This window comes from Inhella sp., assembly GCF_041912635.1.
Classification (GTDB): Bacteria; Pseudomonadota; Gammaproteobacteria; order Burkholderiales; family Burkholderiaceae_C; genus Inhella.
This window is the reverse complement of the sequence record NZ_JAYRMO010000001.1, coordinates 68,132-87,542: the sequence shown is the minus strand read 5'-3', so window position 1 is coordinate 87,542 and position 19,411 is coordinate 68,132. Positions and strand designations below refer to the sequence as shown.

Sequence of the window (19,411 nt, the reverse complement as noted above, 5' to 3'; positions counted from 1 at the left end):
AGCGGCCCCGCCCGGTCGGCGGGGGCCAAAAGCGCGGCACTGTCCCAGCGGCACCCGTGAGCGTCAAGGCGGGCAACCCGCAGTGCGGATGGTCATGTTCCGCGCGCAGGGGCAAAGCGTAATTTCTGCCTGCCTACACTGCGGTTGGTCATGATCCTCACGCACCTGCTGTACCTGCACGGCTTTCGCTCCAGCCCGCAATCCGCCAAGGCCCAGCGCATGGCGCAATGGGCGGCCGAGCAAGCCGGCCTGCACTTCCTGGCCCCGGCCCTGCCCCCCTCGCCGCGCGCGGCCTTCGCCCTGATCGAGCAGCTCACCGCCGGCTGGCCAGCCCAGGGCGCGGCCGTGGTGGGCAGCTCGCTGGGCGGCTTCTATGCCGCCGCGCTGGCCGCACGGCGGTCGCAGTGGCGGGTCGGCCTGCTGAACCCCGCCGTGGACCCGGCGCGCGATCTGGCCGCCTACATCGGCGAGCAGCGCTACTGGCACCGGCCGGAAGAGGCCTTCTACTTCCAGCCCGAGTACGTGGACGAGTTGCGCGCCCTGCGGCCCGGCACCCTACCCCACCCCACCCGCTGGTTTGCCCTGTTGGCCAAGGGCGACGAACTGCTGGACTGGCGTGAGATGCTGGCGCGCTACGGCCTGGGGCGGGTGCTGCTGCTCTCGGCCTCCGACCACGCCCTCAGCGACTTCGAGCGCTGGCTCCCCGAACTGACCCGACACCTGCAATCCCCATGAAGCGATTCACCGACCGCGTCGCCCTGATCTCCGGCGCCGCCCAAGGCATTGGCGAAGCCACCGCCCTGCTGTTTGCCGCGCAAGGCGCCCGCCTGGTGCTGCTAGACCTGCACGCGGAGAGCCTGGCCCGCGTGGCCGAGGGCTGTGCCGCGCTGGGCGCCGACGTCATCGCCCAACCCGGCAGCGTGGCCGAGCGCAGCGCCTGGGACGCCGCCGTGGCGGCGGCGCTGGCACGCTGGCAGCGCCTGGACATCCTCATCAACAACGCCGGCATCACGCGCGACGCGCGCTTCGAGCACATGGGCGTGGAGCAATTCGACGCCGTCATCGACGTCAATCTGCGCGGCGTCTTCCATGGCGCCCAGGCCGCTCTGCAGCCCATGCTGGCCGCTGGCCGCGGCGTGATCGTCAACACCAGCTCGGTGGTGGGCCTGCACGGCAATTTCGGCCAGACCAACTACGCCGCCGCCAAGGCCGGTGTGATCGGCATGACCAAGACCTGGGCACGCGAGTTCGGGCCGCGCGGCATCCGCGTCAACGCGGTGGCACCGGGCTTCATCGCCACGCCGATGACGGCCGCCGTGCCGGCCAAGGTGACCGAGAAGATGACCGCCGCCGTGCCCCTGCAGCGCATGGGCGCGCCCGAGGACATCGCCAACGCCTACGCCTTCCTGGCCAGCGACGAGGCCGCCTACATCACCGGCACGGTGCTGGAAGTCAGCGGCGGCCTCTCGATGTAATCACCAGAGCTGGCCGGGCTCGGCCAGCAATGCCTCAAGCGCCTGCACCAGGCGCCCGGCGTGCACGCCGTCCACCAGCGCGTGGTGGATCTCCAGATTGAAGGCCATCTCGGTGCGCGCGTCGTCCACCGGGCAGAAGCGCCCGAAGGCGACGCGCGGCGTGCCCTCATCGAAGGCCGCCGTGTGCGCGTGCTCGAAGTGGGTGAAATCCAGCCACGGCAGCGTGGTCGTGTAGAGGCAGCCGCGGTGCGCCTGGCCCAGGCCCCAGTCGGTGCCGGGCTGGCGCGCCGCCGCCATGGCAGCGCGCGCCGGCGCCACGAAGTCGCGCAACTTCGGCGCCCAAGGCAGGTAGGCGATGGCAAAGCTGTCGTCGTCACGCACCAGGGTGATGGAAGCGTCCAGACTCGGCCACTCCACCGCCCCACCCTCGGGCGTGAGGCGCTGGCGCAGCGCCGGCACCGCCAGCGTGGCCTGCAGCAGCGCATGGTGGTAGGCCAGCATGGGCGTCAGGTCCGGGCAGTCCTCCTGCCAGATGCGCACCGCGCGCAACAGCGGCCCCACGTCCAGGCGGGTGGTGAAGCCCCAGCGCGGCTGCTTGGCCGCGCGGTAGAAGGCATAGGCCTGGGCGCGCGGGCCGGCGCCCGGGTCGATGGCAACGGGCGTGACCATCACTTCGCCGGCTGGTAGGCCGGGTGGCCGAACTGCCACAGGAAGAAGCTCCACACATCGGCCTGCTCGTCCAGCTGGGAGCTGATCGACGAACCCATGCCGTGGCCGGCCTCGTAGTCCACGCGCAGCCACACGGGCTTGGCATTGGCGTTCTTGGCGGTGGCGGCCTGCAGGCGGGCCGCGAACTTGCTCGGCATCCAGGCATCCACGCGGGGGTCGTTGGCGCCGGTGGTGACGATCACGGCCGGGTAGGCCTGCCCATCTTTGACGCGGTGGTAGGGGCTGAGCGCATACATGGCCTTGAAGTGCTGCGGGTTCTTGACCGTGCCGAACTCGGCGATGTTGGGCGCGCCATTGGGCGTCAGTTCCATGCGCAGCATGTCGCTCACCCCCACCGCGGCCTGGGCGGCGGCGAACAGCTGCGGCGCCTGGTTGATGGCGCCGCCGATGGTGATGCCACCGGCCGACCCTCCCGTGCCCGCCAGCAGCTGCGGGCTGGTGTAGCCCTTGTCGATCAGGTACTGCGCGCAGGCGATGAAGTCGCTCACCGTGTTCTGCTTGTTGACGATGTGGGCGCCCTGGTGCCAGGCCTCACCCAGCTCGCCACCGCCGCGCACATGGCAGACGGCGAAGCGCCCGCCCTGCTCGGCCCAGGCCAGGCGGCTGGCGCGGAAGCCCGGCTCCATCACGATGCCGTAGGCGCCGTAGCCGGTCAGGATGGTGGGCCGCGCCACCATCGCGCCCTTGGGGCTGATGATGGACAGCGGCACTTCGACGCCGTCATGGCTCTTGACCATCACGCGCTCGGCGCTGATGCCGGTCACGTCCAGCCCGCTGGGCGGCTGCAGGTTGACGGCGCGCGGCATGCTGCCGGGCTTGAGCACCAGGGTCTGCGCCGGCTGGGTCCAGCCCTCCAGGCGCACCAGCCACTCACCGCCGTCCAGCGCCGCCATCTCACGCACCGTGCCGTCAAAAGGCAGCAGCAGGCGTTCGGGCTGCGCGCCCTCTTTCAGCGGCACGCGCGTCAGGCGGCTCACGCCGGCATCCAGGCCGCGCACCAGCAGCTCGCCCTCGCCCTTGTCGAACTCCAGCAGCACCTGGCTGCTGGCCGGCAGCAGGGTTTGCGGCGCGCCGCCCGCCACCGGGTAGGCCAGCAGTTCGCGGCGCGGGTCCTTGGCCTGGCTGAGCGCCACCAGGCGGTCGCCATCCAGCGCGGCCCGGGTCACCCGGTCCTTGGGGCCGATGACACGCTTCCAGGGCGCTGCAGCGCCGTCCTTCAGCACCGCTTCCAGGGGTGCGGCGTAGTAGCTGCGGTCCACGGCGTCGCCGTGCAGCACCTCGGCGAGCGCCCACTTGGACTGCTTGCTCACGTACACATAGGGCAGGTCGGCGATCTGCCACTTGCTCTTCGGAGCGCCCCAGCCGAACACCAGGCGGTCTGCCTCCGTGCTGCCCAGGCGGTGGAAGTAGACGGCGCTCTTGTTGTAGCGCTCGTCGGCCGGGTGGCGGTTGTAGAAGAAGCCGCTGCCATCGGCCAGCCAGGACACGCCGTACTGGTTGAGGCCGGCGTGGGCGATGCGCTCAGGCAGAAGCTCGCCGCTGGCCACATCCATCACCACCAGGGTGCTGTTCTCGCTGCCGCCCGCCGACAGGCCCAGGGCCACCCGCTTGCCGTCGGGCGAGGGGCTGTAGAAATCGATCGAGTGCTTGCCCGGCATGCCCGGCACGGCCAGGGGGTCGAGCAGCTGGCGCTCCACCCCGTCCACACCCTGGCGCAGCCACAGGCGGCGCTGGTTCTGGCCGGGCTCGCGCTTGAGGTACAGCACCTGGCCGGCCGACGGGGTGTAGCCCCCGGTGATGACGCCGGCATCGGCCAACTGTCCCAGGCGCTCGCGCAGGGCCTGGCGGCCCGGCAGCGTCTTCAGGCCCGCCGCGGTGAATTCGGACTGCGCCTTCAGCCAGGCTTGGAACTGGGGCGAGGCCATGTCCTCCATCCAGCGGTAGGGGTCGGTCACGGTGACGCCGTGGTAGCGGTCGCGCACCGGCTTCACGGGGGTCTCGGGGTAGGCGGAAGCCAGGGCCTGTGCGGCCGCGGCCAGCAAGCTCAGGGCCAGGAGAGTCGAACGGTTCATGGTCGGTGGCGCCGGTGCAATGTCAAAGCCGGGCAGTGTAGGAAGCCCCGGCGGACCCGTGCAAACCCCCTCCCACTTTGGATCCATTGACAAGGCCCGGCGGCTCCCTTCTCATCCATATCCCCCCTCCCGCCTGGGTCTCCACCATGAAACTGAAACGCAAGCTCCCGCTGGTTGTGGCGGCCGTGCTGGCCCTGGTCTTTGTTGCCGCGCTGCTGGGCATCTACCAGCTCAACAGCGCCGTGAGCACCTTCACCACCGAGGTGCAGGCGCATACCGAGAACGAGCGCCTGGCCGCCGCCATGGCCAGCGGCTTCAAGACCCAGGTGCAGGAATGGAAGAACACCCTGCTGCGCGGCAAGGACCCGAAGCAGCTCGACAAGTACTGGGGCGCCTTTGGCAAGGAAGAGAAGGAGGTGGCTGAGCTGGCCAAGCGCCTCGGGGATCGCCTGCCGGCGGGTGAGGCCAAGGAGCTGGTGCAGCGCTTTGCCCAGGCCCACGCCACCATGGGCCAGAAGTACCGCAGTGCCTTCGAGCAATTCAAGGCCGCCGACCATGACCACGCCGCCGGCGACAAGGCGGTGCAGGGCATGGACCGCGAGCCCGCCAAGCTGATCACAGAGGTGGGCAGGAAGATTCAGGCCGACAGCCAGGAAGCCGCCAGCGCGGCCGCCGCCGCGGGTCGGCGCGCCACCCAGATCAGCCTGATCCTGATGGCGGTGGCCAGTGCCGTCGGCATTTGGGCCGGCCTGGCGCTGAGCCGCTCCATCACCCGGCCGCTGCAGCAGGCCGTCAGCCTGGCCCAGACCGTGGCGGCGGGCGATCTGAGTGCCGACATCGACACCCGCGGCGACGACGAGCTGGCCGAGCTGATGCGCGCCTTGCAGGACATGGAGCACAAGCTGGCGGCGGTGGTGGCCACCGTGCGCGACTCCTCCGAGTCGGTGGCCGGCGCCAGCACGCAGATCGCCAGCGGCAACCAGGACCTGAGCCACCGCACCGAGCGCCAGGCCGCCAGCCTGGAGGAAACCGCTTCCTCAATGGAAGAACTCACCAGTACGGTGCAGCTCACGGCCGAGAGCGCCCGCCAGGCGACGCAGCTGGCCCAGGGCGCCTCGCAGGTGGCCGTGCAGGCCGGCCAGGTGGTGGACCAGGTGATCCAGACCATGCGCGGCATCGACGAGAGCAGCAAGCGGATCGCCGACATCATTGGCGTGATCGACGGCATCGCGTTCCAGACCAACATCCTGGCGCTGAATGCCGCGGTGGAGGCCGCACGGGCCGGCGAGCAAGGGCGTGGCTTTGCCGTGGTGGCGAGCGAAGTGCGCGCCCTGGCCGGCCGCAGCGCCGATGCGGCCAAGGAGATCAAGACCCTGATCGGCACCAGCGTGGAACGCGTCGAGCAGGGCTCGCAGCTGGTGGGGCAGGCCGGCGGCACCATGAGCGAAGTTGTCACCGCCATCCGGCGCGTCACGGACATCGTCGGCGAGATCAGCAGTGCCAGCCAGGAGCAGAGCCTGGGCGTGGCGCAGATCGACCAGGCCATCAGCCAGATGGACCAGGTGACGCAGCAGAACGCCGCGCTGGTGGAGGAAGGTGCGGCCGCCGCCGAGAGCCTGCGGGTACAGGCGCGGCAGCTGGTGGAGACCGTCGCCGCCTTCCGCCTGCGGCGCGGCAGCGCCTGAAGCCCGGCGCGGCGGCTTGACGGCCATCAACACCTCCCACCGCGCGCCTGCCTACAGTGCGCCGCGGTCCGGGAGGTGAATGTGGCGACGATTCTTTTCAAGCAAGGCAGGCACCAGTGCCTGATGTTCTCTGAGCTCAGCGGCAGCGAGGGCGTGCAGTCCAATCAGTTCCTGCTGGTCAATGGCGGCACCGGGGCCATCCTCGACCCGGGCGGCAACCTGGCCTACAACGAACTCTTCCTCGGCATGGCCGAGCACTTTCCACCCCAGCGGCTTGCGGCCATCCTGGCCTCGCATGCCGACCCGGACATCATTGCCTCGCTGGACCGCTGGATGACGGCGACCGAGGCCACCGTCTACATCTCGCGCCTGTGGGAGCGCTTCGCCCCGCATTTCTGCAAGCCAGGCAAGACGCGCGGCCGCATCCAGGGGCTGGATGACGCCGGCGCGCGTCTGCAGCTGGGCAGCGGTGAAGACCGCTTCGAGCTCTGGGCCCTGCCCGCGCACTTTCTGCACGCCGAAGGCAATTTCCAGTTCTACGACCCGGTCAGCCGCATCCTGTTCTCGGGCGATTTGGGCGCCTCGCTGGGCGGCGCGGTCGATCCGGGCCAGCGCGTGCGCGAGCTCGGCCCGCATCTGCGCCATATGGAAGCCTTTCACCGCCGCTACATGGTTTCGAACAAGGTGCTGCGCCTGTGGGCGGACATGGTCAGCCGGCTGCCGATCGACCTGATCGTGCCGCAGCACGGCGCGCCGCTGGAAGGACCGGCGGTGCAGCAGTTCATCGACTGGGTGCGCGAACTGCCCTGCGGCATCGATCTGATGGGCAGCGCGCAGTACCAGCTGCCCTGAGGCCGCGCTACAGGCGCTCTTCGCCCTGCTGGCCGCCAATGGCAATGAAAACCTCGTTGACCAGCTCGCACTCCAGCGGGCTGAGATCGGGGCGCCAGATTTCGAACAGCGGATGACGCGCAACTCTCGCTGGCGTCTCAGGCCTCGTGCTCGTTGCTCCCTTCAAGTTGGCACCGCCCAAGCACTTTGCCAGGGCGATTCCCATGGGCGTCGATTCCGCCGGCGGCCTGCCCAGCCGCCCGGGGCCTTCGGAGACAATCCGGCCCCATGTTTGTGTTGTTCGATGACAGCGGCAAGGCCCAGGCCGGCCGCATCCTTTCCGAGGCCGATGCGTCCCTGCAGGTCGAGCTGGACAGCGGCAAGCGCGTCAAGCTCAAGGCCCAGCAGAGCCTGCTGAAGTTTTCGGCCCCCAATCCCGCCGAGCTACTGCGCAGTTCGGCCGAGCTGTGTGCGCAGATCGATCTCGACCTGGCCTGGGAGTTCGCCCCCGAGGGCGAGTTCGGCTTTGCCGAGCTGGCGCGCGACTACTTTTCCGACAAGGCCAGCGCGGCTGAGCAGGCCGCTGCCTGGCTGGCACTCAGCGGCGCGCCGCACTACTTCCGCCGCGCCGGCAAGGGTGGGCAGTTCAAGAAGGCGCCGCAGGAGCAGGTGCAGGCCGCGCTGCTGGGCATCGAGCGCAAGAAGCAGCAACAGGCGCAGATCGAGGCCTGGGCGGGCGAGCTGGCCGCCGGCCGCTGCCCCGAGCCGATTGCCGCGCAGATCTACAAGCTGCTCTTCAAGCCGGACAAGAACGGCCCCGAGTACAAGGCCCTGGTGCAAGCCGCCCTGCAGGCCAAGAAGGCGCCGCTGGACCTGCTGACGGCGGCCGGCGCCATCGGCAACCCCTACCAGTTCCACTGGCAGCGCTTCCTGTTCGAGCAATTCCCCAAGGGCACCGGCTTCCCCGAACTGCAAGCCCCGACCATCGGCGAGCTGCCGCGCGCGGCCGTGGCGGCCTTCTCGATCGACGACAGCAGCACCACCGAGATCGACGACGCGCTCTCGGTCCAGGGCTTGGGCAGCGGCACGGTCACTTTCGGCATCCACATCGCCGCGCCGGGTCTGGCCATCCAGCCCGATGCCGCCATCGACGCCGTGGCGCGCGTGCGCCTTTCCACCGTCTACATGCCGGGCTGGAAGATCACCATGCTGCCCGACAGCGTGGTGCAGGTGTACACGCTGACGGAAGGCCGCGACTGCCCGGCACTCAGCCTGTACTGCCAGTTCGACGAGGCGACACTGGAGCTCAAGAGCACCGAGACGCGGATCGAAGCGGTGCCCATCGTGCGCAATCTGCGTCATGACCAGCTCGATGGCGTGATCACCGAGGCCAGCCTGACCGGCGAGGCCCCGGCCGACTACGAGTTCGCCGCCGAGCTGGCCTTTGCTCACCGCCTGGCCCGGCACCTGAAGGCCGGCCGCGAGCAGGTGCGCGGCAAACCCGAGAACTTCAACCGGCCCGACTACAGCTTCAAGCTCGAAGGCGAGCGCAGCGAACCGCCGTTGGGCGACGAGACCGTGCACATCAGCAAGCGCGCGCGCGGCACTGCGCTCGATCTGATCGTGGCCGAGGCCATGATCCTGGCCAACAGCCGCTGGGGCGCCTGGCTGGCCGAGGTCGGCCTGCCGGGCCTCTACCGCAGCCAGGCCAGCCTGGCGCCGGGCATCAAGGTGCGCATGGGCATCAAGCCCCTGCCGCACGCCGGCATGGGCGTGGCCTGCTACGCCTGGTGCACCTCGCCCCTGCGCCGCTATGTGGACCTGGTGAACCAGTGGCAGCTGATTGCCGCGGTGCGCCACGGCCAGACGGCCCCATTGGTGGCGCCCTTCAAGCCCAAGGACGCGAACCTGTTCGCCATCCTTTCCAGCTTCGACGCCGCCTACAGCGCCTACAACGGCTTCCAGAGCCAGATCGAGCGCTACTGGACCCTGCGCTACCTGCAGCAGAACGGCATCAGCGAACTGACCGCCAGCACCCTGCGCGACGGCTTGGTGCGCGCGGACGAACTGCCCCTGGTCTTCAAGGCCCTGGGCTGCGAAAGCCTGGAGCGTGGCGCCGCCGTGAAGGTGCGTGTCACCGGCATCGATCTGCTGACGCTGGAGCTGCATGCGAACCTGCTGGAACGCCTGCAGACCGCAGCGACTGCGGCCGAAGAGGCGGATGAGGGCGAGGAGGAGGAAGCCGCCGCGCCCCTGACCATCGCGGTGGACCTGGCCGACGCCGAGACAGAGGCCCCAGCCGGCGCATGAAGCTGCTGCAGCGCGCCCAGGCCCAGCCCCTGCACGCCGCCCTGGCGGCTTCGGCGCTGCTGCACATCGCCCTGCTCTTCGTTCAACTGGCCACGCCCGGCAGCGCGCTGCGCAGCTGGGCCGAGGAACGGCTGGAGGTCATCCTCGTCAACACCCAGGGCGAGCGCGCCCCCACCAAGGCGCAGGCCCTGGCGCAGGCCAATCTCAGCGGTGGCGGCGACTCCCCGGCGCCCGAGCGCGCCCAGTCGCCCTTGCCGCCCTCCACCGAAATGGAGCTGGGCGACGCCATCGACCCCAGCCAAAAGAAGCGCGTGCAGGAACTGCGCCAGCAGCAGCGCCAGCTGCTGGTGGAGGCGCGCCGCGAACTGGCCAAGTTGCCGCCCCCCGATCCGCAGGAAGAGGCCGCCAGCCCCGAGGGCCGTGCGCTGGCCGAGCGGCGCCGCCAGCTGCTGGCCCTGATGGCGGAGATCGAGCGGCGCGTCAACCAGGACAACAGCGGGCCGCGGCAGCGCTTCGTCAGCCCCGCCACCCAGGAGGTGGTCTACGCGCGCTATTACGACGCGCTGCGCCGCCGCATCGAGGCGCGCGGCACGGCCGATTTCCCCACCCAGCAGGGCCGCCGCCTGTACGGCCAGCTGACCATGACCCTGAGCGTCAATGCCGAAGGGCGCCTGCTCGGCACCGACATCGTGCAGCCCTCGGGCAACAGCCTGCTGGACCGGCGCGCCGTGGCCATCGTGCGCGCCGCCGGGCCCTTTGGCGCCTTCAGCAAGGAGATGCGCCAGGAGGCGGAAATCCTCGTCATCAGCGCCCGCTTCAGCTTTGACCGCGACAAGGGCCTGCACACCGCCCTCGAAGCGCCCGCCTCGCCATGAACGAACTGCCCTTCTACGCGGTGCTCGGGCACCCGATCGCCCACAGCCGCTCGCCGCGCATCCACGCAGCCTTTGCCAACCAGACGGGCCGGCCCCTGCGCTACGAAGCCATCGAGGCCCCGCTCGACGGCCTGGCTGCCACCCTGCAGCGGCTGCGCGCCCAGGGCCTGCGCGGCTGCAACATCACCCTGCCCTTCAAGCCCGAGGCCCTGGCACTGGCGCAGCGCGCCAGTGAGCGCGCGCGCCGTGCCGGCGCCGCCAACACCCTGGGCTGGGACGACGCCGGCCAGCTCTGGGCCGACAACACCGATGGCCAGGGCCTGGTGAACGACCTGCTGGAACGCGCCGGCTTCGCCCTGGCCGGCCGGCACCTGCTGATCCTGGGCGCAGGCGGCGCCGTGGCCGGCTGCTTGGCGCCGCTGATCGCGGCCGGGCCGGCCTCCATCACCCTCAGCAACCGCAGCGCGGACAAGGTGCAGGCCCTGATCGAGCGCCACGCCGATCTGGGCGTGCCCCTGCACAGCCTGCCCTGGGGTACCGCGCCGGCGCACGCCTTCGAGGGCGTCATCAATGGCACCAGCACCGCCCTGGGCGGTGGCCAACTGCAGCTGGCACCGGGCCTGTTCGCGCCCGAGGCCTGGGCGTTGGACATGGTTTACGGCCCGGCCGCCGCCGGCTTCCTGCAAGCCGCGCAGGCGCAAGGGGCACGGGTGCGCGACGGCCTGGGCATGCTCGTCGAGCAGGCCGCGCTGGCCTTCGAGGCCTGGCAGGGCCTGCGCCCTGACACAGCCCCTGTGTTCGCCGCCCTGCGCGCCGAGGTGCCCCAGGCATGCTGAGGCCTGTCGGGATATTGGGCCGCTGGCTGCTGCTGCTGGGCCTGGCCGTGCTGGCGCTGCAGCTCTATCTGGCCGGGCGCATCCTGCTGATGAACGTGCTGGACCCGAGCTCCACCACCTTCCAGCGCAGCGAAGCCCTGCGCATCCTGAAGGTCAAGGGTGAACTGCCCTGGCGCCAGGAATGGCAGGACCTTGCCGCCATCTCGCCCCAACTGGCACGCGCCGTCATCGCTTCCGAAGACGCGGGCTTTGTGGACCATGGCGGCATCGACTGGGACGCCGTGGACAAGGCCTGGGAGCGCAACGAAAAGGCCGAAGCGCGCGCCGCCAAGCGCTCCCAGGCCAAGCCAGCCAAGGTCGTGGGCGGCTCCACCATCAGCCAACAGCTGGCCAAGAACCTGTTCCTGAGCGGAGAGCGCAATTTGGCCCGCAAGGCCCAGGAGGCGCTGATCACGCTGGAGCTGGAGCTGTTCCTCAGCAAATCCCGCATCCTGGAGATCTACCTGAACCATGTGGAGTGGGGCGAGGGCGTGTTCGGCGCCGAGGCCGCCGCGCGCCACTACTTCCGCATCCCCGCCAAGCAGCTTGGCAGCGCCCAGGCCGCCCGCCTGGCGGTGATGCTGCCGGCCCCCAAGCGCTTCGAGAAGCGCCCCGGCTCGGCCTACCTGAGCGGGCGCAGTGCCACCATCCAGGCCCGCATGCCGGCGGTGGAGCTGCCATGAAGGACAGCCTGCTCGCCCTGGAAGACCGACTAGCCCAGGGCCAGGACTTTGAACGCCTGCTGCACCCCGAGTTCTTCGAGTTCGGCCGCAGCGGCCGGCGCTGGAACCGCGCCGCGGTGCTGGCCGAGCTGAGCGGCGCGGGCGAAGCCCCCTTGCGCAGCGACGTGCAGGCCATCGAACTGGCGCCCGATTGCTGGCTCTTAAGCTGGCGCAGCCTGGGCCCCCGCCCGGCCTGGCGCAGTTCGATCTGGCAGCATGGCGCCGCCGGCTGGCAGATGCGCTTTCACCAGGCCACCCCCATCCCATGAGTCTTGAACTGGAAATCGCCCAGGCCAGCGCGCGCCTGATTGCCGAGGAAGGCATGCCCTGGGGCCCGGCCAAGCAGCGCGCGCTGCGCGACCTGGGCCTGCCCCCGCGTACCGCCCTGCCCGGCAATGAACTGGTGGAAGAGGCGCTGCGCGAGCACCTCAGCCTGTTCCAGGCCGACACCCAGCCCGCCGAGCTGCGCACCCTGCGCGAACTGGCGCTGCGCTGGCTGGAGCGCCTGGCCGAGTTCGAGCCCCTGCTGGTGGGCGCGGCCTGGCGCGGCACGGCCAACCGCTTTTCCGACCTGCACGTCGAACTGTTTGCCGACGACCCCAAGGCCCCCGAGATCGCCCTGCTGAACCTGGGCGAGAACCCCGAGCCCGGCCCGCAGGGGCGCGATGCGCGCGGGCAGGATCTGCAAAACCTCGTCATCTGGCTGCGCCCGCCGCCCGGCTTCCAACAGCCCGTGGCCCTGCATCTGGCCGTGCTGGACCCGCGCGAACGCCGCGGCGCCCTGCTGCCCGATGCACGTGGCCAGACCTGGCGGGGCGATGCCGCCGGCCTGCGCCGCCGCCTGGCTGAAAGTGACACCCCATGAAACGCCGCCAGCTCTTGCTCGGTTTGTCCACTCCCCTCGCCGCCACCCAGCCGGCCTGGGCCGCCCCCGAAGACAAGCTCTGGGCCAGCCGCTTCGCCCGCCCGGCGGGCGGCGAACTCGTACTGCAGGAGCTGAAGGGCCGCTGGCTGTTCGTCAACTTCTGGGCCACCTGGTGCGCACCCTGCATCCGCGAACTGCCCGACCTGGACGCCTTCGCGCGCGCGCAGACCCAATGGACGGTGCTCGGCCTGGCCGTCGACGGACCGACGCCGGTGCGCGAGTTCCTGGCCAAGCGCCCGGTCAGTTTCGCGATCGGGCTGGCCGGGCTGTCCGGCAGCGAACTGGCGCGCCAATTGGGTAACAAGACCGGCGCCCTGCCCTTCAGCGTGGCCTTGAACCCGCAGGGCCGCATCGTCTGGCGGCGCCTGGGTGTCACGCACCCGGCCGATCTGGAGAAGCTGACGGAGCTGCCCCAGAGCAAGGGTTAACCCAGACGGTCTGCCCCCTTTTCTGACGAAATTGGCCGGATCTGTAACGAAAACGCGTAAAGTCCGCCCTTTTCATCGTTAGGGAAGCCGCTCTAGTGAGCCTTCTGGTACTGCACGGACCCAACCTCAACCTGCTCGGCACGCGGGAACCTGAGGTCTACGGGCGCCAAACCTTGGCCGATATCGACGCCGCCCTGGCCGCCCAGGCCCAGGCCGCCGGTGTGGCCCTGGTCAGCTTCCAGAGCAACCACGAAGGCGCCCTGGTAGACCGGATCCAGGCCGCGGCGCGTGATGGCACGCGCTTCATCCTGATCAACCCGGCCGCCTACACCCACACCAGCGTGGCCATCCGCGACGCGCTGGCGGCCGTGGCGATTCCCTTCATCGAAGTTCATTTGTCCAACATCCACCGCCGCGAAGCCTTTCGCCAGCACAGCTATTTCAGTGAGCTGGCCGAGGGCGTCATTTGCGGCCTTGGCGCGCAGGGCTACTCGCTGGCCCTGCAAGCCGCGCTGGCACGTCTGGCCTCGGCCTGAGGCGTGCTGGCACGAACGGAGAACACCTCATGGATCTGCGCAAGCTCAAAACCCTGATCGACCTCGTGTCCGAGTCCAACGTCTCGGAGCTGGAAATCACCGAGGCCGATGGCAAGGTGCGCATCGTCAAGAGTTCCCCCGCCGCCGCTCCGGTGGTGCAGGCCATGCCGATGCAGGCCATGCCCATGCAGGCCATGGCGCCTGCCATGGCCGCCGCCCCGGCCGCTGCAGCCCCGGCGGCTGCCCCGGTTGAAGCCGCGCCGAGCGGCCATGTCGTCAAGTCGCCGATGGTCGGCACCTTCTACCGCGCCTCCAGCCCGAACGCCAAGGCCTTCGTGGAAGTGGGCCAGCAGGTCAAAGCCGGTGAGCCGATCTGCATCATCGAAGCCATGAAGATCATGAACGAGATCGAGGCCGACGCCACCGGCACGGTCACCAAGATCTGCTGCGAGAACGGTCAACCCGTCGAATTCGGCCAGCCGCTGTTCATCATTGAGTAAAGCGGGTTCACCGTGTTCAAGAAGATTCTCATTGCGAACCGAGGAGAGATTGCTCTTCGGATTCAGCGGGCGTGCCGCGAGTTGGGCATTCAATCCGTGGTCGTGTACTCGGAAGCCGACCGCGAAGCCAAGTATGTGAAGCTGGCCGACGAAGCCGTCTGCATCGGCCCGGCGCCTTCGGCGCAAAGCTACCTCAGCATGCCGGCCATCATCGCCACCGCCGAGGTGACGGACGCCGAGGCCATCCACCCCGGCTACGGCTTCCTGAGCGAGAACGCCGACTTCGCCGAGCGCGTCGAGAGCTCGGGCTTCACCTTCATCGGTCCGACGCCGGCGGCCATCCGCACCATGGGTGACAAGGTCAGCGCCAAGCAGGCCATGATCAAGGCCGGCGTGCCCTGCGTGCCTGGAAGCGAAGGCGCCCTGCCCGAGGACCCGAAGGAAATCGTGCGCATCGCGCGCGAGGTCGGCTACCCGGTGATCATCAAGGCCGCCGGCGGTGGCGGCGGGCGCGGCATGCGCGTGGTGCACACCGAAGCTGCGCTGATCCACGCCGTGCAGACCACCCGCGCCGAAGCCGGCGCCGCGTTTGGCAATCCGGCCGTCTACATGGAGAAGTTCCTGGAGAACCCACGCCATGTGGAGATCCAGATCCTGGCCGACACGCACAAGAACGCGGTCTGGCTGGGCGAGCGCGACTGCTCGATGCAGCGCCGCCACCAGAAGATCATCGAGGAGGCCCCGGCCCCCGGCATCCCGCGCCGCCTGATCGAGAAGGTGGGCGACCGCTGCGCCGCCGCCTGCAAGAAACTGGGCTACCGCGGCGCCGGCACCTTCGAGTTCCTGTACGAGAACGGCGAGTTCTACTTCATCGAGATGAACACGCGCGTGCAGGTGGAGCACCCGGTCACCGAGATGGTCACCGGCATCGACATCGTCAAGCAGCAGATCCTGATCGCCGCTGGCGAGAAGCTGCCCTTCACGCAGCGGCAGATCGAGCTGCGCGGCCATGCTATCGAGTGCCGCATCAATGCCGAGGATCCGGTCAAGTTCGTGCCCTCGCCCGGCCGCATCACCGCTTGGCATGCACCGGGCGGCCCCGGCGTGCGCGTGGACAGCCACGCCTACACGAACTACTTCGTGCCGCCGAACTACGACTCGATGATCGGCAAGATCATCGTGCACGGCGACACCCGCGAGCAGGCGCTGGCGCGCATGCGCACTGCGCTGGCCGAGACGGTGGTGGAAGGCATCCAGACCAACATCCCGCTGCACCGCGAACTGATGGTGGACGCCAAGTTCATCGAGGGCGGCACCAGCATCCACTACCTCGAACACTGGATGGCCCAGCACAAGCGATGAGCCAGCTCGTCGAACTCGCACTGATCTGCCCACAGGAACAGGTGGAACGGGTCAGCGATGCGCTGATGGAACTCGATGCGCTGTCGGTCACGGTGGAAGATGCCGATGCCGACAGCCCCGACGAGCAGGCCCTCTTTGGCGAGCCCGGCATGCCGATCCCGCGCGCGGGCTGGCAACGCAGCATCCTCAAGACCTTGTTCGGCACACAGGAAGAGGCCAGCGAGGCCCTGACCACGCTGCTGGCGCAGGACTTTGCGGCCGACGTGCATGTCCAGGGCCTGGTGCCCGTGGACGACCAGGACTGGGTGCGCCTGACGCAGTCCCAGTTCGCGCCGGTGCCCATCACCGAGAGCTTCTGGATCGTGCCCAGCTGGCACGAAGCCCCGCCACAGGCCCGCACCGTGATGCGTCTGGACCCGGGGCTGGCCTTCGGGACCGGCACCCATCCCACCACCCGCATGTGCCTGCGCTGGCTGGCTCGTCAGGGTGATTGGCAGGGGCGTCGCGTCCTCGACTACGGCTGTGGCTCAGGCATCTTGGCCATTGCGGCCGGCCTGCTCGGTGCCACCGACCTGACCGGCGTGGACATCGATCCCGCCGCCGTCACCTCCACCGGCCACAACGCCGAGGTCAACGGGGTCAAGGTGTTGGTTGGCCAACCCGAGCTGGCGCAAGGCGAGTTCGATCTGGTGCTGGCCAATATCCTGGCCACGCCGTTGAAGCTGCTGGCGCCGCTGCTCTGCGCGCATCTGAAGCCTGGCGCCTCCTTGGTGCTGGCAGGGCTGCTGGAACGGCAGGCCGAGGAACTGGCCGCGGTGTACGCACCCTGGCTGGCCCTGAGCGTGACGGACGCCGAAGACGGCTGGGTGCTGCTGACCGGGACGCGATGAGCTGGGCCACCCGCTGCCCCTCCTGCGCCACGGTGTTCCGCGTCGCGGAGGACCAGCTCCGGGTCAGCGAGGGCTTTGTGCGCTGCGGGCGCTGCGACGCCGTGTTCGACGCCCGCGCCCATCTGTTCGACTTGGAGACCGGGGCGGCCATCCGCCCTACCGCGCCAGTTCCTTCGCCAGTTCCCGCCCCGGCTCCTCCCGAGCCGGCCCCCTTCGAGCCCACCCCCGAGTCCAGCGGGTTCGCATCCACCTTCGCCAGCACCGAGACCCCGCACGGCGAGCCGGATGCCGCGGACTTGCCGCAGGAGGATTCGGCGCCGGGCTGGTCAGCAGACCGCTTCGGCCGAACCGAGCCGGGGTTTGAGGACGCGCCGCGCGAGCTCGCGGCGACCACCGCGGTCCCGAGCGACTTGACGGCAATGCAACGGAACGCCGAACCGGGCGCCGAACTGGATCCCGAAGCGGATGCCCAGCAGGCCGCCGAACGCATGCGCCGGCTGCTCGGTACCACCGCCCCCGGCACTGCCCCGGCCGAAGCGACCCCGACTCCGTTTGCCTCCTTGGAACGGCCGCCGCGGCCCCGCACCGGCCTGCGCACGCTGGGTTGGCTGGCCACGGCGGTGCTTGTCCTGGCACTGCCCCTGCAATGGGCCTGGATCGAACGGGATGCCCTGCGGGCGCAGTGGCCTCTGATCGAAACGCTGTGGCAGCGTGCGTGCGGAGGCTGTGAACCCGTGACGCTGACCCGCCTGGATGGTCTGGTGGTTGCTTCATCCAGCCTGCAACCAACCCCCCAGGGCCAAGCCTACCAGCTGCGCCTGCGCATCGAGAACCGCGCCAGCCATGCCCTGCGGCTTCCCTGGGTCGACCTGCAACTGGCCGACGGCGATGGACGCCGTCTGCTGCGCCGCAGCCTCAGCCCGGCGGAACTGGGTCAGAACACGCAGCGCATCGAGCCCGGCGCCAGCCTGGATCTGCACGCCACCTTCCGCCTGGATGGGCGGCTGGCCGGTTACGAGGTCGGCCTCTTCCACCCATAAAAAAAGCCCGCCAGAGGCGGGCTTTGAATACTCGACCCGAGGTGGGCCGAATTCGTTCAGGGCTTGTTGCCGGTCGGGAAAGGCCAGGCGGCTTGCGGGCTCAGCGTGGTCTTGGCCGTGGGCGCAGCCTTCACGGGCGGCGACTTGGTGGCCGAGGCCTTCTTGGCCGCAGGCTTGGCAGCCGGCTTGGCCGCAGCAGCCTTCTTCGCCGGAGCGGCCTTCTTCGCCGGAGCAGCGGCCTTCTTCGCCGGAGCGGCCTTCTTCGCCGGAGCAGCGGCCTTCTTCGCCGGAGCGGCCTTCTTCGCCGGGGCGGCCTTCTTCGCCGGAGCAGCGGCCTTCTTCGCCGGAGCAGCGGCCTTCTTCGCCGGAGCAGCCGCCTTCTTTGCCGGAGCAGCGGCCTTCTTCGCCGGAGCAGCGGCCTTCTTCGCCGGAGCAGCGGCCTTCTTTGCCGGAGCAGCGGCCTTCTTCGCCGGAGCAGCAGCCTTCTTCGCCGGGGCGGCCTTCTTCGCCGGGGCGGCCTTCTTCGCCGGGGCGGCCTTCTTCGCCGGGGCGGCCTTCTTGGCCGGAGCGGCCTTCTTCGCAGTTGCCATGTGAATCTCCTTGATCAAGGGGAGGAAAAAACCGCCCTGCAACGCGCATGACGCAGCAGGTACGGCCATTCACCCCAAGCAGCCTTCAGGCCACCAGGGGTGAATTCGTTGGCACCCTGTTCCGGCCCTTCTTGGGGGGCCGTGAACGCAAGTGCTGAAGCTGTGTGGCTCTTATCCAGTTCGACCAAGGAGGGCCAGCCGGTTCAATCCCAGCTGAGCGCGCCCCCGCTTTGGTACTCGATCACGCGCGTCTCGAAGAAGTTGCGCTCCTTCTTCAAGTCGATCATTTCGCTCATCCAGGGGAAGGGGTTCTCTTCGTTCGGGAACAGGGGGTCGAGGCCGATCTGCACCGCACGGCGGTTGGCGATGTAGCGCAGATAGCCCTTGAACATGGCGGCATTCAGACCCAGCACGCCACGCGGCATGGTGTCCTCGGCATAGCGGTACTCGAGCTCAACGGCCTTCAGGAACAGCGCCTTGATCTCGGCCTTGAACTCGGCCGTCCACAAATGCGGGTTCTCGAGCTTCAATGCGTTGATCAGGTCAATGCCGAAATTGCAGTGCATGGACTCATCACGCAGGATGTACTGGTACTGCTCCGCCGCGCCGGTCATCTTGTTCTGGCGGCCCATCGCCAGGATCTGCGTGAAGCCGACGTAGAAGAACAGGCCCTCCATCAGGCAAGCGAACACGATCAGGCTCTTCAGCAGGGTCTGGTCGGTCTCGGGCGTGCCGGTCTTGAAGGCCGGATCCATGATCGCGTCAATGAACGGGATCAGGAACTCGTCCTTGGCGCGGATCGAGGGCACCTCGTTGTAGGCGTTGAAGATCTCGCCCTCGTCCAGGCCCAGGCTCTCGACGATGTACTGGTAGGCGTGGGTATGGATCGCCTCTTCGAAGGCCTGGCGCAGCAGGAACTGGCGGCACTCGGGCGCCGTGATGTGGCGGTAGGTGCCCAGCACGATGTTGTTGGCCGCCAGCGAATCCGCCGTAACGAAGAAGCCGAGGTTGCGCTTGATGATGCGGCGCTCGTCCTCGCTCAAGCCGTTCGGGTCTTTCCAGAGCGCGATGTCGCGGCTCATGTTCACTTCCTGCGGCATCCAGTGGTTGGCGCAGGTGGCGAGGTACTTTTCCCAGGCCCACTTGTACTTGAAGGGCACCAGCTGGTTGACGTCGGTCTGCGCGTTGATGATGCGCTTGTCGGCGACATTGACGCGGCGCGAACCGCTCTGCGCGGCGGTGCTCGACGAGTGGACTTGCGAAGGGGTGACGGGGACGCTGGCCGGGCTCTTGGCTGCGGCAGACAGGGCACTGTGTGTGGCGAGTGCGGGGCTGGGTTTGACGTCGTCTTCCCAATGCAACATGGACGTTCCTCTTCTAGCAAATTATCAAAGTGATGACGGCGAGTCGGCAAATGGTTTTTGCATCGATTTCGTTGCCATCGCACGAATGCGTTGCGCCAGGGCATCGAATCGCTATTTGGTTTAAATGATTGAACGTTTAATCAAACCATCCAAATAGCGGCCGAAGCGTGCCAAGAAGGCGTGGCGAAGGGCCTGAGGTTGG

Annotated in this window: 21 protein-coding genes; 16 read left to right on the top strand and 5 right to left on the bottom strand. The window is 68.9% G+C overall.

Going from position 1 to position 19,411, the window contains the following annotated elements:
* The first annotated feature begins 150 nt into the window (after positions 1 to 150).
* Together ACE3QP_RS00465 and fabG are read left to right on the top strand one after the other, a co-directional pair.
* Positions 151 to 735, top strand: coding sequence for a YqiA/YcfP family alpha/beta fold hydrolase (locus ACE3QP_RS00465; RefSeq protein WP_374432697.1), 585 nt, complete (start codon positions 151 to 153; stop codon positions 733 to 735).
* On the top strand, positions 732 to 1,475 hold the full coding sequence (gene fabG, locus ACE3QP_RS00460) for a 3-oxoacyl-ACP reductase FabG (RefSeq protein WP_374432696.1): 744 nt from the start codon (positions 732 to 734) through the stop codon (positions 1,473 to 1,475). The genes ACE3QP_RS00465 and fabG overlap by 4 nt, the downstream gene beginning before the upstream one ends.
* Here fabG and ACE3QP_RS00455 read toward each other — a convergent pair whose 3' ends face one another.
* Both ACE3QP_RS00455 and ACE3QP_RS00450 read right to left on the bottom strand, forming a co-directional pair.
* Positions 1,476 to 2,144, bottom strand: a complete 669-nt coding sequence (locus tag ACE3QP_RS00455) for a CatA-like O-acetyltransferase (RefSeq protein ID WP_374432694.1) — start codon at positions 2,142 to 2,144, stop codon at positions 1,476 to 1,478.
* Positions 2,144 to 4,276 (bottom strand): prolyl oligopeptidase family serine peptidase, encoded by a 2,133-nt coding sequence (locus ACE3QP_RS00450; RefSeq protein ID WP_374432693.1) that lies wholly within the window; start codon positions 4,274 to 4,276, stop codon positions 2,144 to 2,146. The genes ACE3QP_RS00455 and ACE3QP_RS00450 overlap by 1 nt, the downstream gene beginning before the upstream one ends.
* A gap of 146 nt (positions 4,277 to 4,422) precedes the next feature.
* Here ACE3QP_RS00450 and ACE3QP_RS00445 point away from each other — a divergent pair, with 146 nt between their 5' ends.
* Both ACE3QP_RS00445 and ACE3QP_RS00440 read left to right on the top strand, forming a co-directional pair.
* Positions 4,423 to 5,961, top strand: coding sequence for a methyl-accepting chemotaxis protein (locus tag ACE3QP_RS00445; RefSeq protein WP_374432691.1), 1,539 nt, complete (start codon positions 4,423 to 4,425; stop codon positions 5,959 to 5,961).
* Between the two features lie 81 nt (positions 5,962 to 6,042).
* Positions 6,043 to 6,813 (top strand): MBL fold metallo-hydrolase, encoded by a 771-nt coding sequence (locus tag ACE3QP_RS00440; protein WP_374432690.1) that lies wholly within the window; start codon positions 6,043 to 6,045, stop codon positions 6,811 to 6,813.
* 7 nt (positions 6,814 to 6,820) lie between these two features.
* Here ACE3QP_RS00440 and ACE3QP_RS00435 read toward each other — a convergent pair whose 3' ends face one another.
* A complete protein-coding gene (locus ACE3QP_RS00435; protein WP_374432689.1) occupies positions 6,821 to 7,018 on the bottom strand; it encodes a hypothetical protein in 198 nt (65 codons plus the stop codon).
* Positions 7,019 to 7,080: 62 nt separating this feature from the next.
* Here ACE3QP_RS00435 and ACE3QP_RS00430 point away from each other — a divergent pair, with 62 nt between their 5' ends.
* The 12 genes from ACE3QP_RS00430 (at position 7,081) to ACE3QP_RS00375 (ending at position 17,255) form a co-directional block, all read left to right on the top strand.
* Positions 7,081 to 9,102, top strand: coding sequence for a ribonuclease catalytic domain-containing protein (locus tag ACE3QP_RS00430; RefSeq protein WP_374432687.1), 2,022 nt, complete (start codon positions 7,081 to 7,083; stop codon positions 9,100 to 9,102).
* Positions 9,099 to 9,977, top strand: a complete 879-nt coding sequence (locus ACE3QP_RS00425) for an energy transducer TonB (protein ID WP_374432686.1) — start codon at positions 9,099 to 9,101, stop codon at positions 9,975 to 9,977. The genes ACE3QP_RS00430 and ACE3QP_RS00425 overlap by 4 nt, the downstream gene beginning before the upstream one ends.
* On the top strand, positions 9,974 to 10,813 hold the full coding sequence (gene aroE, locus ACE3QP_RS00420; protein ID WP_374432684.1) for a shikimate dehydrogenase: 840 nt from the start codon (positions 9,974 to 9,976) through the stop codon (positions 10,811 to 10,813). Before ACE3QP_RS00425 ends, aroE begins: the two co-directional genes overlap by 4 nt.
* Positions 10,807 to 11,535, top strand: a complete 729-nt coding sequence (gene mtgA, locus ACE3QP_RS00415) for a monofunctional biosynthetic peptidoglycan transglycosylase (RefSeq protein ID WP_374432682.1) — start codon at positions 10,807 to 10,809, stop codon at positions 11,533 to 11,535. The genes aroE and mtgA overlap by 7 nt, the downstream gene beginning before the upstream one ends.
* Positions 11,532 to 11,843: a DUF4440 domain-containing protein gene (locus ACE3QP_RS00410; protein ID WP_374432681.1), complete on the top strand. Its 312-nt coding sequence runs from the start codon at positions 11,532 to 11,534 to the stop codon at positions 11,841 to 11,843. Before mtgA ends, ACE3QP_RS00410 begins: the two co-directional genes overlap by 4 nt.
* Positions 11,840 to 12,439, top strand: coding sequence for a hypothetical protein (locus ACE3QP_RS00405; protein ID WP_374432679.1), 600 nt, complete (start codon positions 11,840 to 11,842; stop codon positions 12,437 to 12,439). The genes ACE3QP_RS00410 and ACE3QP_RS00405 overlap by 4 nt, the downstream gene beginning before the upstream one ends.
* Positions 12,436 to 12,927 carry a TlpA family protein disulfide reductase gene (locus ACE3QP_RS00400; RefSeq protein ID WP_374432678.1) on the top strand — a complete coding sequence of 164 codons (492 nt, stop codon included), beginning with the start codon at positions 12,436 to 12,438 and terminating at the stop codon, positions 12,925 to 12,927. Before ACE3QP_RS00405 ends, ACE3QP_RS00400 begins: the two co-directional genes overlap by 4 nt.
* 95 nt (positions 12,928 to 13,022) lie before the next feature.
* Entirely contained in the window at positions 13,023 to 13,463 is a 441-nt protein-coding gene (aroQ, locus tag ACE3QP_RS00395) for a type II 3-dehydroquinate dehydratase (protein ID WP_198111351.1), read from the top strand.
* Between the two features lie 29 nt (positions 13,464 to 13,492).
* Positions 13,493 to 13,963 (top strand): acetyl-CoA carboxylase biotin carboxyl carrier protein, encoded by a 471-nt coding sequence (gene accB / locus ACE3QP_RS00390; RefSeq protein ID WP_374432677.1) that lies wholly within the window; start codon positions 13,493 to 13,495, stop codon positions 13,961 to 13,963.
* 12 nt (positions 13,964 to 13,975) lie between these two features.
* A complete protein-coding gene (accC, locus tag ACE3QP_RS00385) occupies positions 13,976 to 15,325 on the top strand; it encodes an acetyl-CoA carboxylase biotin carboxylase subunit (RefSeq protein WP_374432675.1) in 1,350 nt (449 codons plus the stop codon).
* Entirely contained in the window at positions 15,322 to 16,215 is an 894-nt protein-coding gene (prmA, locus tag ACE3QP_RS00380) for a 50S ribosomal protein L11 methyltransferase (RefSeq protein ID WP_374432674.1), read from the top strand. The genes accC and prmA overlap by 4 nt, the downstream gene beginning before the upstream one ends.
* On the top strand, positions 16,212 to 17,255 hold the full coding sequence (locus tag ACE3QP_RS00375; protein ID WP_374432672.1) for a DUF3426 domain-containing protein: 1,044 nt from the start codon (positions 16,212 to 16,214) through the stop codon (positions 17,253 to 17,255). The genes prmA and ACE3QP_RS00375 overlap by 4 nt, the downstream gene beginning before the upstream one ends.
* Positions 17,256 to 17,311: 56 nt before the next feature.
* Here the strand turns inward: ACE3QP_RS00375 and ACE3QP_RS00370 are convergent, their stop codons facing one another.
* Together ACE3QP_RS00370 and ACE3QP_RS00365 are read right to left on the bottom strand one after the other, a co-directional pair.
* On the bottom strand, positions 17,312 to 17,845 hold the full coding sequence (locus ACE3QP_RS00370) for a histone (RefSeq protein WP_374432849.1): 534 nt from the start codon (positions 17,843 to 17,845) through the stop codon (positions 17,312 to 17,314).
* Positions 17,846 to 18,048: 203 nt separating this feature from the next.
* Positions 18,049 to 19,209 carry a ribonucleotide-diphosphate reductase subunit beta gene (locus ACE3QP_RS00365; RefSeq protein WP_374432671.1) on the bottom strand — a complete coding sequence of 387 codons (1,161 nt, stop codon included), beginning with the start codon at positions 19,207 to 19,209 and terminating at the stop codon, positions 18,049 to 18,051.
* Positions 19,210 to 19,411 lie beyond the last annotated feature (202 nt).

Coding starts and splice junctions, on each gene's coding strand:
- ACE3QP_RS00435 (WP_374432689.1), bottom strand. CDS start 7,018: ATGGGAATCGCCCTGGCAAAGTGCTTGGGCGGTGCCAACTTGAAGGGA.
- mtgA (WP_374432682.1), top strand. CDS start 10,807: ATGCTGAGGCCTGTCGGGATATTGGGCCGCTGGCTGCTGCTGCTGGGC.
- ACE3QP_RS00430 (WP_374432687.1), top strand. CDS start 7,081: ATGTTTGTGTTGTTCGATGACAGCGGCAAGGCCCAGGCCGGCCGCATC.
- fabG (WP_374432696.1), top strand. CDS start 732: ATGAAGCGATTCACCGACCGCGTCGCCCTGATCTCCGGCGCCGCCCAA.
- ACE3QP_RS00465 (WP_374432697.1), top strand. CDS start 151: ATGATCCTCACGCACCTGCTGTACCTGCACGGCTTTCGCTCCAGCCCG.
- ACE3QP_RS00400 (WP_374432678.1), top strand. CDS start 12,436: ATGAAACGCCGCCAGCTCTTGCTCGGTTTGTCCACTCCCCTCGCCGCC.
- ACE3QP_RS00370 (WP_374432849.1), bottom strand. CDS start 17,845: ATGGCAACTGCGAAGAAGGCCGCTCCGGCCAAGAAGGCCGCCCCGGCG.
- prmA (WP_374432674.1), top strand. CDS start 15,322: ATGAGCCAGCTCGTCGAACTCGCACTGATCTGCCCACAGGAACAGGTG.
- accB (WP_374432677.1), top strand. CDS start 13,493: ATGGATCTGCGCAAGCTCAAAACCCTGATCGACCTCGTGTCCGAGTCC.
- ACE3QP_RS00450 (WP_374432693.1), bottom strand. CDS start 4,276: ATGAACCGTTCGACTCTCCTGGCCCTGAGCTTGCTGGCCGCGGCCGCA.
- ACE3QP_RS00455 (WP_374432694.1), bottom strand. CDS start 2,144: ATGGTCACGCCCGTTGCCATCGACCCGGGCGCCGGCCCGCGCGCCCAG.
- ACE3QP_RS00365 (WP_374432671.1), bottom strand. CDS start 19,209: ATGTTGCATTGGGAAGACGACGTCAAACCCAGCCCCGCACTCGCCACA.
- ACE3QP_RS00410 (WP_374432681.1), top strand. CDS start 11,532: ATGAAGGACAGCCTGCTCGCCCTGGAAGACCGACTAGCCCAGGGCCAG.
- ACE3QP_RS00445 (WP_374432691.1), top strand. CDS start 4,423: ATGAAACTGAAACGCAAGCTCCCGCTGGTTGTGGCGGCCGTGCTGGCC.
- ACE3QP_RS00375 (WP_374432672.1), top strand. CDS start 16,212: ATGAGCTGGGCCACCCGCTGCCCCTCCTGCGCCACGGTGTTCCGCGTC.
- aroE (WP_374432684.1), top strand. CDS start 9,974: ATGAACGAACTGCCCTTCTACGCGGTGCTCGGGCACCCGATCGCCCAC.
- ACE3QP_RS00425 (WP_374432686.1), top strand. CDS start 9,099: ATGAAGCTGCTGCAGCGCGCCCAGGCCCAGCCCCTGCACGCCGCCCTG.
- ACE3QP_RS00405 (WP_374432679.1), top strand. CDS start 11,840: ATGAGTCTTGAACTGGAAATCGCCCAGGCCAGCGCGCGCCTGATTGCC.